Here is a 14,267-nt window from a genome sequence, read left to right on the forward strand (position 1 = left end):
ATATATTTTAACTGTTTTACAATTCCTTGTAATTTGACGGTGGTATTAATAGTATATTTGTAGAAAAAAATCTCATGCGAATTTTGGTTGTCCATAATTATTACCAACATAAGGGTGGTGAAGATGTGGTGTTTCACCAAGAGGTGGAAGCTTTGAAAAAAGACCATCAAGTGGAGACTATTACTTTTCAAAATCGCAAAGGATTGGAAGGACTAATTCAGTTTTCCTTGTATCCTTGGAACATCTTCGCCGCAGCCAAAATACTTCGAAAAGCGAGAGAATTCAGAGCAGACATTGTTCATATTCATAATTTACATTATGCGATTGGACCTTTGGTAATTCGACGATTACATCAGTCAGGATTCAAAATGGTTAATACTTTACATAACTATCGACTACTTGATCCTTCAGCAACTTTATTTGCACATGATGAAATCTTCTTGGATACGATTGACAAAGAATTCCCATGGAAGTCTGTTAAAATGAAATCTTTAGACAATTCTTTTTTCAAAACTTTTTGGGTTGCTTTCACATATTATTTACATAAGAAATTAGGAACTTGGAAGCAAATTAATAAGTATTTGGTTTTCTCCAAATTCATGAAAACCTTGATTTTAAAATCTTCCAAAAATATAGAAGAGAATCAAATTGCGTTAAAAGTTAATGCGATTGAACCAACAGCATTAAAAAATCATACTGAAAGTAATAGTTTTGTATTTATAGGTAGGCTTTCTATCGAAAAAGGTATAAAAACCTTATTAGTTGCATTTGTAGATAGACCAGATTATAATCTTGAAATTTACGGAGACGGTCCTCTTATCGAAGAAGTAAAAAATACCTCAAATAATAGCAACAATATTCAATATCGGGGTTTTCAAAATAAAGAAGTATTAAATCAAGCATTAGCGTCAAGTCAAGCGTTGATTGTTCCATCCGTATGGTTTGAAGGAATGCCAATGACTGTTTTGGAGGCGTATGCAGCAGGAACTCCTGTTATTGCGAGTAAGATTGGGGTTTTAGATGAAATGATAATAAATGGGGAGACAGGCTTTCATTTCGCACCTGGAGAAGTAGAAAGCTTGATAACAATACTAGATAAATTTTCTGGTTTGTCGGATCAATCAAAACAAGAAATCAGTAAAAATTGTATAAAAGAATATAATAAAAAATATACACTGGAAAATAATATCAAATCACTTGAGATGATTTATACAACAGTCTTAAACAATAATTAAAAACGATGAGCAACATAATCATTATAGATCATTTGGGGTTGGCACCCAAAATTAGAGAAGTATTAGAAAGCATTTACGATCCAGAGTTGAAACCTGCGAATATTGTGGATTTGGGATTGGTATATGAAATAATCACGAAAGAAGGCGGTATAGCAAAAGTCGTAATGACGTTGACTGCGCCAGGCTGCCCTGTTGCGGGTGAAATCATGGACGAAGTACAACGCAAGGTAGCGTCTATTGAAGGTGTAAATGAGTCATTAGTAGAACTAACATTCGATCCACCATGGAATAGAGATATGATGAGCGAAGAAGCTAAATTAGAATTAGGTTTTCTTTAGTCTTTCTCCGCCACTGAAGCTTCCAACTCAGCTAAAGTCTTTTTGGGTTTGGGAGCTTTTTTATCTTCACCAAATAATACATTCCAAAGATTTCTTGATTCTTTAGTCAGTAATGGAGAGACAATAGATAATATCAAAACATATACTACTACGAAAGATTGAATGACAGGCAACAAACCACCTGCTTTACCAATATTTGCCATAATAATAGAAAATTCACCTCTTGCGGATAACGTTAAACCAATATCAAATGAAGCGCGCGGTTTCATTTTCGCAAAATGAGCGGCGAAATATCCAGAAGCCACATTGCAAATAACAGTAAATACTGCCGCTATAGCCGCCCAACCTACTGCACCACCTAGTGAATAAATATCTATCGAAAGTCCAAAACTAAAGAAGAACATGGCGCCAAAGAAGTCCTTATAAGGAAGAACCATTGCTTCAATCTTCTTTATATATTTTGAATCTGCAAACACTAATCCAGCCATTAACGCACCGATAGCTTCAGCAACGTGGATGGTTTCGGAAAATCCCGCTATTACAAAAAGTAAACTAAAAATGATGAGTATAAATAATTCAGATGATTTATCGTGAAGTATCTTATCGATAAAAGGAACGAGTTTTCGCCCTAAAATTAAAAATGTAAGTATAAATCCAAGTGCCAGCAAAGATGTTCCTGCAACTGCCCAAACCGACGTACTTCCTGTCAAAATAAGTCCCGATAGGAACGAAATGTGCATTGCAATAAACAAATCATCAAACATAATCATACCCATGATTACTTCCGTTTCTGCATTTGCTGTACGCTTCAAATCAGTTAATACCTTGGCTACAATAGCAGTAGAAGAACTGGTCATCAGACCGCAGAGTACCATCAATTCCTTGAAAGGCAAATCCATCAACCAGCCAATAAGCAGCCCCGAAACAAAATTCAGGATTACATAAAGCGTTCCACCCGTAAGAATGGATTTCCCAGATTTAATCAATCTACTTACAGAAAACTCTAATCCGAGGTAAAACAGGAGAAACAGCACACCCAGCCTACCCATAAAATCGATGAATGGTTTACTTTCGGAAAAAGTAAGGAAAGACCAAACGCTATCCACTGTTGTAGTGACAGCGGGAACATTGATAGATGAGAGGAAATTCGCAATAAAGTCAGGATATTCCTTATTGCCTAATAACATGCCTATAATAATAAAAAATGGAATGACAGAAAAACGTAATCTATTCGCCAGTAAACCAACTGATGCGACCAGTAAGACAGCTATTCCTATTTCTAAAATTATGATATGCGACATATTTTTACACTAATAATTCTTTGAGTAATTTGATGTTTTTTGCTTTACCTGCGATTACTAACGTTGCTCCTGGTTCGATTACATAATCTGGCCCTGGATTGATGATGGTATCCGAATCTTTGATAGCGGCAATGATAGAAGCACCTGTTTTTTGACGTACGCCCAATTCACCAATGCTTTTGTTCACGCCATCATTTGAAGCTTCTACTTTATACCATTCGATGCGCAAGTCATCCAACGCGACCTCAATGGTTTCCAAAGCTTTTGGCTTGTAGGATAATCCTCCAATAATTCCAGCTACTTGACGCGATTCTTCATCGGATAATGTCATCACACAATGTGTTTCATTATCTTCGTCATCATGACGGTACAGTTCACGACGACCATCATCATGAATTACTACGACCATATTGTCACCAGCTTCTGTTTCAATCTGAAACTTTTTACCAATACCAATAAGATCACTTTCTCTAACTACTGACATAGTACTATGTTATTAGTTTTAAAACAACTGATTTATTCAAATATAATAAAAATGGGCTATTTGTTAGGATCAACTAACATATAAGTCCCATCGTCTTTCAATTTCGGTAGTCCCATAGCCAAAGATTTGCCATGGTAAAATAAATAAATCCAACCCTCTGGAGCACCTTGTTCCCAATATTCTTTACGCTTATCGCGCGATGCTCTTCCATCAAAATCATATTTCGCTATGAAATTTTTGAACAACTCTTCGGGCTCAGGCAATACATCACCACCAAAGAAGAAATGTTCGCCACCCGTCTCAATATGAAAGGCTTGATGATATTCTGTGTGTCCGCCATTTATTTCGTAACGAATTTCATTATTTACAATTCCTTCTCCTTCGACTAAAGTCAAGTTTCCAGAACGTTGAATAACATCAAACACTTCCGTGCGGTAAGAAGCTGATTCCGTAGAATATGCATTCTCCCATTCGCCTCGCTGAATAATATATTCCGCCTCGGGAAATGCTACACGCCCAACTCCATCTTTAAAATCAACCAAACCTCCTGTATGATCTTTGTGCAAATGAGACATCAATACGTATTTCACATCTTCAGGTTCAAACCCCAATTTACGAATATTCTGATGAATCAATAATTCGTCCTCATCTGTACGAAATCCGAGTCCTGCGTCACACAATATTAAACCATTAGTTGATTCAATCAAAAAAGGATGAACGTGAACAAATAAAGATGCTGGACGGCTTTTAGGATCATCCTTTTCAGGATCAAAAGGAACAAATTTTTTCGATGCATCAACAGAGAAGGAACCTTCGAATAAAGAATACGCTTGAATCATTCTTTTATTTTATTGTAAATATGATAGTTAGGAAACAACAATTTAATTATCAACTGCGAGTATTAGGTTACTACACCTATAAAATGTATATTTACATACAAATACTGTGCAAAGATATGCAAAAAAGGTGGGTCCTAAAACCAAAAAATAATAGCAACAAAGTTAATCATTTAAAAGCAGAACTAGGTGTCAATGACATCGTTGCAAACCTTTTGGTCAGCCGTGCTATTGACACCTTCGAACAAGCAAGACTTTATTTCAGACCTTCGTTGGATCATTTACATGATCCTTTTTTGATGAAGGATATGGACGTCGCGATAACCCGCATTGAGCAAGCAATCGGCAACAAAGAAAAAATCCTAATTTACGGAGATTACGATGTTGATGGCACTACAGCAGTCTCTGTTGTATACAGCTTTTTTCGGGCGTTTCATTCCCGTATTGAATTTTATATTCCGGACCGCTACGCGGAAGGTTATGGTATCTCCACACAAGGAATAGATTACGCCGCAGAAAATGGCTTTTCGTTAATCATTGCGTTAGATTGTGGTATTAAAGCATTGGATAAAATCGATTATGCGAATAGTAAAGGCATAGATTTTATCATTGGCGATCACCATCTACCAGGTGAAAATATTCCAAATGCTGTTGCTGTATTAGATCCAAAGCGCGAAGATTGCGACTATCCGTACAAAGAACTTTCAGGCTGTGGCATAGGCTTTAAAATTATCCAAGCTTTCATCAAGAAAAACAATATGGATATGGAAGCTGCTTATCAGTATTTGGATTTGGTGGCCGTAAGCATTGCGTCAGATATTGTTCCCATCACTGGAGAAAATAGGACACTAACACATTTTGGTCTTAAAAAATTAAACACAAATCCATCCGTAGGTTTTAAAGCCTTGATTGATTTATCCACCAACCGCACACGTACTTTCTCTGTAAATGATATAGTCTTTCAGATTGGGCCTCGAATCAATGCTGCTGGAAGAATTGAACATGCCAAAGACGCTGTGCGACTTTTGATTTCTAAATCTGAAGAAGAAGCTAAGAACTTTTCAATGGCTGTCGACGATCAAAACAATCTGCGTAAAGATTTTGATCTGAATATCACGAATGAAGCACTATCCATTATAGAAGCGTCTGCAGAGAATCAATTGCGAAAATCTACCGTTTTATATAAATCAGATTGGCACAAAGGTGTAATAGGAATTGTTGCATCGAGACTGACAGAAAAATATTACCGTCCTACTGTAATTTTAACACAGACAAATGGACATATTGCTGGATCGGCGCGTTCAGTAATTGGCTTTGATTTATACGAAGCATTAAGTGAATGCAGTGACTTACTCGATCAATTTGGTGGACATAAATATGCTGCTGGCTTGACCATGCGTGAAGAAAACATCAGTTTATTTCAGCAAAAATTCGAAGATGTCGTTCAAAAATCCATCAAACCAGAGATGCTTCAGCAAGAAGTAACAATCGATCTGGAAATAGAATTGAAAGATATTGATGGCAAACTTAACCGGATTTTAAAACAATTTGAACCATTTGGTCCGCAAAATGAAGCTCCGGTATTCATGTCAAAAAATGTTAAAATTCTCGGCTCAGCATATATTGTTGGAAACAATCACTTAAAATTGTCTGTTCATCATGAAGGTTCACCAAGTTTTGATTGTATAGCCTTCGGATTAGCCGAACAATTGCCATACATACAAAATCAAAAGCCCTTCGACATTTGCTATACGATAGAAGAAAACAATTGGAGAGGCAAAAAGAATTTGCAATTAAATATCAAAGCAATCCGATATTAAAATATATTTGCAATAGCTGAAATATTAATTCATGATACTTAGAGCAGAACATCTCATCAAAAAATATAAACAACGTACTGTTGTTAATGATGTTTCATTTCATGTGGAACAAGGTGAAATCGTTGGATTATTAGGTCCTAATGGTGCTGGAAAGACGACATCGTTTTATATGATTGTAGGTCTTATCAAACCTAATGAAGGCGCTGTATATCTGAATGATGAAGAAATCACCAAAGATGCGATGTTTCAACGTGCTCAAAAAGGCATTGGCTATTTAGCGCAAGAGGCTTCTGTATTTCGTAAGCTTTCTGTAGAAAATAATATTCTCGCTGTTCTTGAAATTCATTACCCGAATAAAGCAGAGCGAATGGCAAAATTGGAGGAGCTTCTTAGCGAATTCAGCTTGCACCGCGTACGTAAAAACCGTGGTGACTTACTATCTGGAGGAGAACGTCGTCGTACCGAAATCGCGCGTGCTTTAGCCGCAAACCCCAACTTTATTCTTCTCGATGAACCTTTTGCTGGTGTCGATCCTATTGCGGTAGAAGAAATCCAGTCTATCGTTTCGAAATTGAAAGCCAAAAATATTGGCGTATTGATTACGGATCACAATGTGCAAGAAACTCTTTCGATCACCGACAGAGCTTATCTCTTGACAGAAGGTAAAATCATGCTAACGGGCAAGCCAGAAGATATTGCAGAAAACGAGATGGCACGTAAATTCTACTTAGGTCAGAATTTTGTATTACGCAGAAAAAAACTCTAACTTAAAGCTAGATTACTAACTAAGTTATGGCGCTACTCAATTCTATCTTTACTTGGATTATGCAAAAAAGAATTCATCAGATTGAACTCTTTATCAAATATCCGCACGATGTACAAGAAGAATGGTTCCAAAATTTAATTTCCGCTGCTGAAGCAACTGAATGGGGCAAAAAATACGATTACAAAAGTATTTTGACGCCTGAAGAATTTAAGAGTAGAGTACCAATAAGTGATTACGACGATTTAAAAGTCTACATCGACCGTATGATAAAAGGCGAACAAAATATTTTGTGGCCATCGGATATCAAATGGTTTGCGAAATCTTCGGGTACAACTGCAGATCGCAGCAAATTTATTCCTGTCAGTTTAGAAGCTTTAGAAGGCTGCCATTTTCAGGGTGGAAAAGACATGTTAACGATTTATTGCCATAATAAACCTAATAACAATCTATTCACCGGAAAATCAGTTGTTATTGGTGGATCTTCGCAAATTAACAATTTTAGTCCCGATTCATATTATGGTGATTTATCATCAATTCTGCTGCGAAATCTTCCTTCTTGGGCAGAATTCATGCGTACGCCAAATTTAGAAGTCACGCTAAATCCCAATTTTGAAGAAAAAATTGAACAAATCGCTCAACTCACGATAAAAGAAAATGTGACGAGCCTTGCAGGTGTGCCAACCTGGAATATCGTGATGGCTAAGCGTATTTTAGAGATAACAGGCAAAGAAAACTTATTGGAAGTATGGCCAAATCTTGAGTTTTATGGTCATGGTGGTGTAAGCTTCAAACCTTATAGGGAACAATTTAAGCAGTTGATTCCATCTGAAAACATGTATTATCTGGAGAATTACAATGCTTCAGAAGGTTATTTTGGTATTCAAGATGAATCGGACTCCGAAGATTTATTGTTGATGTTGGACTATGGAGTTTATTACGAATTCCTTCCAATGGAAAATTTAGACGATGAGCATCCGAAAACTTTAGGATTACACGAGGTGGAATTAGGTAAAAATTATGCACTCATCATTTCCACCAACGCAGGTTTGTGGCGTTATAAAATTGGAGACACCATCAAATTTACGTCTCTATCTCCTTATCGTTTCCAAATTTCTGGACGTACTAAACAATATATTAATACTTTCGGAGAAGAAGTCATAGTCGACAATGCAGATCAAGCATTACATACTGCTTGCAATGCTACCGATGCGATAATCAAAGATTATACAGCTGGACCAGTATATTTCAGCAACAAAGATGCTGGAGCACACGAATGGATTATTGAATTTGAAAAACAGCCTTCAGATTTCAATAAGTTCTGTGAAACCCTAGACACGACATTGCGCGAAATCAACTCGGATTATGACGCCAAACGTTTTAAAAATTTAGCATTGGTTCAGCCCTTAATCCATAACGCACCAAAGGATACATTTTACACTTGGATGAAATCAAGAGGTAAATTGGGTGGACAAAACAAAGTGCCTAGACTAGCAAATAATAGAGATTATTTAGAGCCATTGCTGAAGCTTATTCATCAAATTTAATCTAATTTTTTTAACAGTTGTTGAGCTTTTTCTCCCAGTTGACCTTGTGATGGAATAGTTTTTAATAGTGCAATTGCTTCCTGTTTATTGCCCAATTTTTCCAAACTTACGGCTAAATAATATTTCGCCTCATCCTTAAAAACAGAATGACCTTCAACAATAGGTGTTAACTTTTCTTTAGATTCAGCCCAATTCTCCTCACCCAAATATGTCAAAGCTGCATAATACTGATATTGTACAACTTCGGGTTCTGCAAGAATCAAAGAATTTAATATAGCTCTAGCTTGAGAATATAATTTTTCATTATATAATTTTACAGCTTCTTCATATTGATTATTTGATTCTTGACCACGAACGATTTCAGATTGCATATCAGGCAACTCGTAAAGGGCATTGTTGGTATTGAAGAAAAATAAATATCCAAATAAAAGGACACATGCAACGCTTGCAACAGCTAAAAATGGCCTTATTGCCACAAGAAAACGTCTATTCCTTTTGAAACGTACTTCTGTTTCTGCATGAAACAAAGTCTTTCGTAGATCAGTTTCATTGGATGAAAGACGTCTGTTGATGATTTCATGTACCTCACTTTGCAAATGAACAAGATTTCGAAAATCAGTGTCTTTCTCCATCAGCTGTTCAAATTCCAGCAACTCCTCTCCTTGCAATTGCCCTTCTATATAATCTTGTATTTTGTCTGCTAAATGTTCCATCACAATTAATTTTTAAAATAATCCGCTTTCTTTAATCTTCTTAACCAGTGATGCCATGCATTCACTTTTCTTTTTCCGAAGATAGGCATAGGATATTCCCATAGATTCAGCTATTTTCTCTTGATGTTTTTCGACCATACATCTTTTGATTATTTGCTGACAGCTTTCTCCCAAAGTGTTAAGTAAAGACATCACAGCATTCTCGCGATTTACTGTTTCCAACATCTCCTCCCAATCTCGAGTTGATTCATCTTCAACATATAATACAGTTTGTTCTAGATTTGTTACCGGCATACGTTGATTTTTCTTCAACACATTCAGCCATTTGCGTTTACATACCAAACTTAAGAAAGACCCAAAATTTATAGTAAGCACAAAATCTTTCTTATTTACCATATGGTAAATGTCCACTAAAGATTCTTGAAAAATATCGTAACCATCATCTTCTGACCCACTATTTTGCTGAATGAGGGTAACAATTTGTTTAGAATATTTATTATATATTAATTGAATACCAGTACTATTATTTTCTTTTAGGTATTGAATATATATTTGATCAATATGCATTTAATTGGCTATTAATTAGTAAATTTAATAATATTTCTAAAACTTCATTATCTTAATGAACCTAAAAATATGATGACCAAAATACTCCCTATATTACTCATTTTTATTTCTAACATGTGTTATGCGCAAAATGATACTTCAACGACCCCTATCGACACATTTCAGAATAATATAGATATCTACGAACAAGATGGAGTTTTTCATTTTAAGCCGATATTAAGGCCATTGGTACAGATACCCGGAGGAAGAACACCATACTACAAATATTTATGGGATTTTGGAGACGGACATTTTAATACGCAACCCGAACCTACGCATCAATACGCTAAACCTGGAGATTACGAAGTCTCAGTATATGCTGTCAATAATTATGATTATGGCCCAAAGCCAAAAAGAACTAAGAAACCTGTCAATAATAAAAAGGCAAATACTGCAATAGCCAGTGTGCAAACTAATAATTTTGAACAAAATTTCTTTGCCTCTAATGGAATTTTTCAAATATTCAAACTTTCGGATGCTAAACCTGGAGAAGACATTCAATTGGTTGTCGGTGTGAATACAAATGGACAAAAAGGGAAAGTTTATATTCTCTCGAATGAAAAAATAGCTGGTCTGGATGGCTTCAAACTTGCACACCAAAGCCAATATTATGCAGAAAAGATTGACAGCCTACTACAAAAAGATAACCTTCACAGCATGTGGGCGTCTGTAAAGCAGTCGACTTTTACCAAAACAGGAAGTCCAGATTATGGGATTAAGGAAGTTTCCGATTTCAGTTCTAGCCAGCAAGCTGTTAGTTATTTTAAAGAACTGTATGGCGCTTATAATTCACTTTCAGCATATGACGTAGAGCCTGCTACTGCTGAGCAACAATTCTCGCTCATCAATTTGGATGTGACCGAAGATATGTTGGTCGACACGAATGCAATTGTAACTATTACAGGGGTTTTTATTCCTGAAAATGGAATAGCTAATGTACATCAAGTGGATATCCCTGTAGTAAAATCACACGATCCGAATAAAATGTCGGTAAGACCTGCGCGCATGAGCTATCGCTTGCAATCGAAAAATAAGACGCTGACTTACAAAGTACAGTTTCAAAATGATGGCGAAGGTGACGCACGTCAGGTACGTTTAGAAATGTTCTTGCCACCAGAAATACGCAAAGAAACGTTCCGACTGAAATCCCTATATCCACAATGCGATACCTGCGCAACCCCAACTGCAATGAGCTGTTATCAATATTATATCAAAGAGAATGGGGCATTAGTCTTTCATTTCAAAGACATCGCCTTACCGGGAACCGCATCTAAAACGTTAACAGATCCCGATAGCTCCAAAGGTTTTATACTTTTTGAAGTTGATATGGAAAAGAAAAAGTTCAGAAACAAATCTTTTAATTCTTACACGGATATTTATTTCGATAAGAATCCAGCTATTACGACCAATATTTCCTCTTCAAGATTTAGACAAATCTGGTCGCCAATTATCACTATTGGTACAGCTGCAACATTTGGTACACCAAAAGAAAACACATTGAAACACCAATTCAAACCGGGTATTCAATTGGGTTTTGGATTAGCCCCAATGGCACCTTATAAAAAAACATTCTGGCAAGCGGAAATCTACACGTCCTATTACAGTCGTAACAGTACAACAGGACGAATGGACGAAAAAGGTGTTATCTCCTTCCAAGAAAATGGACGTGATGTGAAATATGAATATCAAGCTGCTGACAGTACGGTAAATAGAGATTTTTTATCCGTACAATTGCCTGTGCAAATTCGGTATAATATCAATTCTTGGTTTTCAATCGGCACTGGAGTTGCTTTACGCAAAGATTTTAACACAAAATTCAGCAATTCAAAAAACTATTATTACGCAACCGCACAAGGAACCATCGACAATGTGTATACTGAAAATAATGTCAATGTGGAAAAAGAGAATAGTGTATTAAAATATAATCCATTTTTAGATATTAATGTCGGAAGAGTTTACATGGGACCGGCAGTAGGTTTTAGACTTTCTTACGATAAGACTCAAAAAACGTACAGCGGAATTTATGGAATTTGGCGCTTTTAATCAGAATGAAGATCAGTGTTCAAGTAAGTTTTATATTTTTTTCTTTTATTCTTTTTTGCTGGAGTTGTAAAGATGTCAACACTTCTAATAACTCAACAACCAAAGCAAAGACACATATTTCTGTTGATGACTTCGAAGAAATAGCGGCGAATGAACCTGGGAAATATCTGAACAATCCCGATTCATTTTTAAATAGCCTTTACATAGATCCGCAAGATGATTATGAATATGAAGCTTATTCAAATAGTTTAATTTTCATTGCATACAACCTACGAGAGCATGGCAATATTTTTAAGAGTATTCAATATTATGAGAAAGCCTTAAACTATATAAACAACAAAAACATACCAGACATTGATATTTCATTGTACATTCTCAAGCCCCTAGCCGCGCTTTATATCCATGTCGATGATAACAAGAAAGCGATTTCACTCCTCGAAAATTTGTTAGACTCTTTAAAACCATCCGAATACAAACAACATCTAGGTTTGGTCAACAATCTTGCAAATGCTTACATCTATAATGGTGAACCTGAAAAAGCAATTGATTTAATTTCCGAACAAATTAATACGATAGAGTCCTCTATAACTATGGCTCTGCTTTTTAATACACTTTCGACAGCTTATGCATTACAGGAAAAAACTCCTGAAAGCAGGACATATAATAAACATGCTCTTTCAGAATTTGATAAATATAAACTACAGGCTGACACGTTGATATGGTATTGCTCGGCGTTGAAACAGTATGCGGAACTGCATAAATCGAGTTCTGAGATTACAAAGGCTATACAAATTCTAACTCATGAATTTCCAAACACCCAATACCGCAATAAAGCAAACGCCTATTTGAGCCTTGCCGATATTTATTTTGAAAAAAATGACTTTAAATCTGCCGCTGAAACTTATAAGATCGCTTTTCGAAATTTCCAGCAGGAAAGCAAGAAATACATTTTAGATTATAAATATACCTATACATTGTTGGGCCTTGCACGAAGTTTTAAAGCAGAGAACAATTTGGATTCAGCCTTTGCGTATTACGAATGGGCCATAGAAAACGATTTCCGAACACAACAACTGATAACCAGCGAAAACGATCAATTACGAAATAACATCTGGAATAAAAATATTTTGGAAGAATTGATTTCATTGTACAATAGTTCTCTAGAAATCCAAACCGAAGAAAACCGCGAAACTTTGCTGTGGTGTATTGAATTGAGTAAAGCGCGTTTGCTGATCAACGAAATCAATCGTTCTGAAAATTGGACATCGGGATCCGATCAAGTTAAATCCGCTATTCATCAGATTAGACAATTGTATCAGAGACGCGATGCAACAGATTCAGAGCAAGAGAAAAAATACATTTCAGAGCAAATAACACATTTGAAAAATGATTTTCAACTCGCCGAAAGCTATTTTGAAACAATAAATTTCAATCCTTCAAAATCTGACTTTCTACAAAAGATAAAAGACAATAAAAGCACGTATTACAGCTTTTATATCCATCAAGATAAATCTTTAAGTATAGTTTATACCGATCAAGATAAATTAGCATACAGAAGAGTAGATACTAGCATTATAGATAACTTGCAAAGCTTTAAATCCACTTATTTCGCGGATTCACCAAATGCATTCAATAACAATCCGCAAAGGTATTTGGAGAATGCTAAATACCTTAGTTTAATTTTACTCCCAAATCTTAAAAATTCAAAACAAAATATATTTCTGTCTTTGGATGGCGATTTGTACGGATTACCTTTTGATGCGTTGTACGATCAAAATTATTTAGTCCAGTCCTACAATTTTGCGTATTTGAATTCCTTTCTGTTGTTTCATTTTATCACCCATAATGCACCAACAAATGTAGTAGAGATTTCATTGCTTTATCGCGCTGAGTTTCCAAAACCACTTCCATCTCTGAAGTTTGTAAATCAAGAAGTAAAAAATCTAACCACAAAATTTAAGACTTTGGCGATTTCACCTGTTAATCAAAATGATTCAACAATTCGCGATGCATTTGCTCGCACAAATATCATTCATATTGCCGCGCATACCATATTGGACAGCGTTGTATCGCCTTATTTGTATTTGCATCAAGCCATTTCAACCGATCAATTGCGATTTTTTGAAATCAATACACCTTTAGTATTTCTTTCTGCCTGCAATACGGGCAGCGGTATTGCCTTGCCTTCGGAAGGAACAGAAAGTATTCAACGCGTTTTTATGAGTAAAAATGTGCCTTCAGTAATTTCAACCTATTGGTTTGCCAATGATGAGGTCATGTTGGAATTGACATCCAAATTTTACGATGAGTTATATACTTCCCGAAAGCCTATGTTTGCACTAGCAGAAGCCAAAAGGAATTTTATAAATCAAGCATCTCCACAACAACAAAATCCATGGTATTGGGCGAATATTAATTACACTGGTATAGGAAATGAAGTAGGCTTGAAGAAATCTTCAAACCTACTAATTGCAATTTTGGGATTTACATTTTTTACTTTTATGGGAATTATTTTATATAAAACTTATCGAGGACGAATAAAGTAAGTATATAAATAGATAAAATACCCTTTTATAAATTC

The 14,267-nt window shown here is 35.7% G+C and carries 12 protein-coding genes; 7 read left to right on the top strand and 5 right to left on the bottom strand.

Going from position 1 to position 14,267, the window contains the following annotated elements; genetic code table 11:
* Positions 1–74 precede the first annotated feature (74 nt).
* The gene (locus FLS47_RS04620) at positions 75–1,235 is read left to right on the top strand and encodes a glycosyltransferase family 4 protein (RefSeq protein ID WP_149913216.1); all 1,161 of its coding nucleotides are present in this window, start codon (positions 75–77) and stop codon (positions 1,233–1,235) included.
* 5 nt (positions 1,236–1,240) lie between these two features.
* Positions 1,241–1,573 carry a metal-sulfur cluster assembly factor gene (locus FLS47_RS04625; RefSeq protein WP_149913217.1) on the top strand — a complete coding sequence of 111 codons (333 nt, stop codon included), beginning with the start codon at positions 1,241–1,243 and terminating at the stop codon, positions 1,571–1,573.
* On the opposite strand, the gene FLS47_RS04630 is transcribed toward FLS47_RS04625, so the two are convergent.
* Genes FLS47_RS04630 through FLS47_RS04640 form a run of 3 tightly spaced genes read right to left on the bottom strand, consistent with a single transcriptional unit; the run spans position 1,570 to position 4,197 of the window.
* Complete coding sequence (locus tag FLS47_RS04630) at positions 1,570–2,874, bottom strand: cation:proton antiporter (RefSeq protein ID WP_149913218.1); 1,305 nt, start codon at positions 2,872–2,874, stop codon at positions 1,570–1,572. The two genes, FLS47_RS04625 and FLS47_RS04630, sit on opposite strands and share 4 nt — an antisense overlap.
* 4 nt (positions 2,875–2,878) lie before the next feature.
* Positions 2,879–3,358: a cation:proton antiporter regulatory subunit gene (locus tag FLS47_RS04635; RefSeq protein ID WP_149913219.1), complete on the bottom strand. Its 480-nt coding sequence runs from the start codon at positions 3,356–3,358 to the stop codon at positions 2,879–2,881.
* A gap of 56 nt (positions 3,359–3,414) precedes the next feature.
* Positions 3,415–4,197 (bottom strand): MBL fold metallo-hydrolase, encoded by a 783-nt coding sequence (locus FLS47_RS04640; RefSeq protein ID WP_149913220.1) that lies wholly within the window; start codon positions 4,195–4,197, stop codon positions 3,415–3,417.
* A gap of 116 nt (positions 4,198–4,313) precedes the next feature.
* Here FLS47_RS04640 and recJ point away from each other — a divergent pair, with 116 nt between their 5' ends.
* Genes recJ through FLS47_RS04655 form a run of 3 tightly spaced genes read left to right on the top strand, consistent with a single transcriptional unit; the run spans position 4,314 to position 8,324 of the window.
* A complete protein-coding gene (recJ, locus tag FLS47_RS04645; RefSeq protein WP_149913221.1) occupies positions 4,314–6,014 on the top strand; it encodes a single-stranded-DNA-specific exonuclease RecJ in 1,701 nt (566 codons plus the stop codon).
* Between the two features lie 31 nt (positions 6,015–6,045).
* Positions 6,046–6,780 (top strand): LPS export ABC transporter ATP-binding protein, encoded by a 735-nt coding sequence (gene lptB / locus FLS47_RS04650; RefSeq protein ID WP_149913222.1) that lies wholly within the window; start codon positions 6,046–6,048, stop codon positions 6,778–6,780.
* 26 nt (positions 6,781–6,806) lie between these two features.
* The gene (locus tag FLS47_RS04655; RefSeq protein WP_149913223.1) at positions 6,807–8,324 is read left to right on the top strand and encodes a GH3 auxin-responsive promoter family protein; all 1,518 of its coding nucleotides are present in this window, start codon (positions 6,807–6,809) and stop codon (positions 8,322–8,324) included.
* Here the strand turns inward: FLS47_RS04655 and FLS47_RS04660 are convergent.
* On the bottom strand, positions 8,321–9,037 hold the full coding sequence (locus FLS47_RS04660; RefSeq protein ID WP_149913224.1) for a hypothetical protein: 717 nt from the start codon (positions 9,035–9,037) through the stop codon (positions 8,321–8,323). The genes FLS47_RS04655 and FLS47_RS04660 overlap by 4 nt on opposite strands.
* 12 nt (positions 9,038–9,049) lie before the next feature.
* Positions 9,050–9,604, bottom strand: coding sequence for an RNA polymerase sigma factor (locus FLS47_RS04665; protein WP_149913225.1), 555 nt, complete (start codon positions 9,602–9,604; stop codon positions 9,050–9,052).
* Positions 9,605–9,673: 69 nt separating this feature from the next.
* Between FLS47_RS04665 and FLS47_RS04670 the strand changes: the two genes are divergently transcribed.
* Both FLS47_RS04670 and FLS47_RS04675 read left to right on the top strand, forming a co-directional pair.
* Positions 9,674–11,686 carry a DUF7849 domain-containing protein gene (locus FLS47_RS04670; RefSeq protein ID WP_149913226.1) on the top strand — a complete coding sequence of 671 codons (2,013 nt, stop codon included), beginning with the start codon at positions 9,674–9,676 and terminating at the stop codon, positions 11,684–11,686.
* 5 nt (positions 11,687–11,691) lie between these two features.
* The gene (locus FLS47_RS04675) at positions 11,692–14,232 is read left to right on the top strand and encodes a CHAT domain-containing protein (RefSeq protein ID WP_149913227.1); all 2,541 of its coding nucleotides are present in this window, start codon (positions 11,692–11,694) and stop codon (positions 14,230–14,232) included.
* The last annotated feature ends 35 nt before the right edge of the window (positions 14,233–14,267 follow it).

The sequence above is a fragment of the Sphingobacterium cavernae genome, assembly GCF_008520265.1.
In the GTDB taxonomy this organism is placed as follows: domain Bacteria; phylum Bacteroidota; class Bacteroidia; order Sphingobacteriales; family Sphingobacteriaceae; genus Sphingobacterium; species Sphingobacterium cavernae.

What these genes read in the sequence shown, in the direction of transcription:
- FLS47_RS04620 (WP_149913216.1), top strand. Translation starts at nt 75, where the DNA reads ATGCGAATTTTGGTTGTCCATAATTATTACCAACATAAGGGTGGTGAA.
- FLS47_RS04625 (WP_149913217.1), top strand. Translation starts at nt 1,241, where the DNA reads ATGAGCAACATAATCATTATAGATCATTTGGGGTTGGCACCCAAAATT.
- FLS47_RS04630 (WP_149913218.1), bottom strand. Translation starts at nt 2,874, where the DNA reads ATGTCGCATATCATAATTTTAGAAATAGGAATAGCTGTCTTACTGGTC.
- FLS47_RS04635 (WP_149913219.1), bottom strand. Translation starts at nt 3,358, where the DNA reads ATGTCAGTAGTTAGAGAAAGTGATCTTATTGGTATTGGTAAAAAGTTT.
- FLS47_RS04640 (WP_149913220.1), bottom strand. Translation starts at nt 4,197, where the DNA reads ATGATTCAAGCGTATTCTTTATTCGAAGGTTCCTTCTCTGTTGATGCA.
- recJ (WP_149913221.1), top strand. Translation starts at nt 4,314, where the DNA reads ATGCAAAAAAGGTGGGTCCTAAAACCAAAAAATAATAGCAACAAAGTT.
- lptB (WP_149913222.1), top strand. Translation starts at nt 6,046, where the DNA reads ATGATACTTAGAGCAGAACATCTCATCAAAAAATATAAACAACGTACT.
- FLS47_RS04655 (WP_149913223.1), top strand. Translation starts at nt 6,807, where the DNA reads ATGGCGCTACTCAATTCTATCTTTACTTGGATTATGCAAAAAAGAATT.
- FLS47_RS04660 (WP_149913224.1), bottom strand. Translation starts at nt 9,037, where the DNA reads ATGGAACATTTAGCAGACAAAATACAAGATTATATAGAAGGGCAATTG.
- FLS47_RS04665 (WP_149913225.1), bottom strand. Translation starts at nt 9,604, where the DNA reads ATGCATATTGATCAAATATATATTCAATACCTAAAAGAAAATAATAGT.
- FLS47_RS04670 (WP_149913226.1), top strand. Translation starts at nt 9,674, where the DNA reads ATGATGACCAAAATACTCCCTATATTACTCATTTTTATTTCTAACATG.
- FLS47_RS04675 (WP_149913227.1), top strand. Translation starts at nt 11,692, where the DNA reads ATGAAGATCAGTGTTCAAGTAAGTTTTATATTTTTTTCTTTTATTCTT.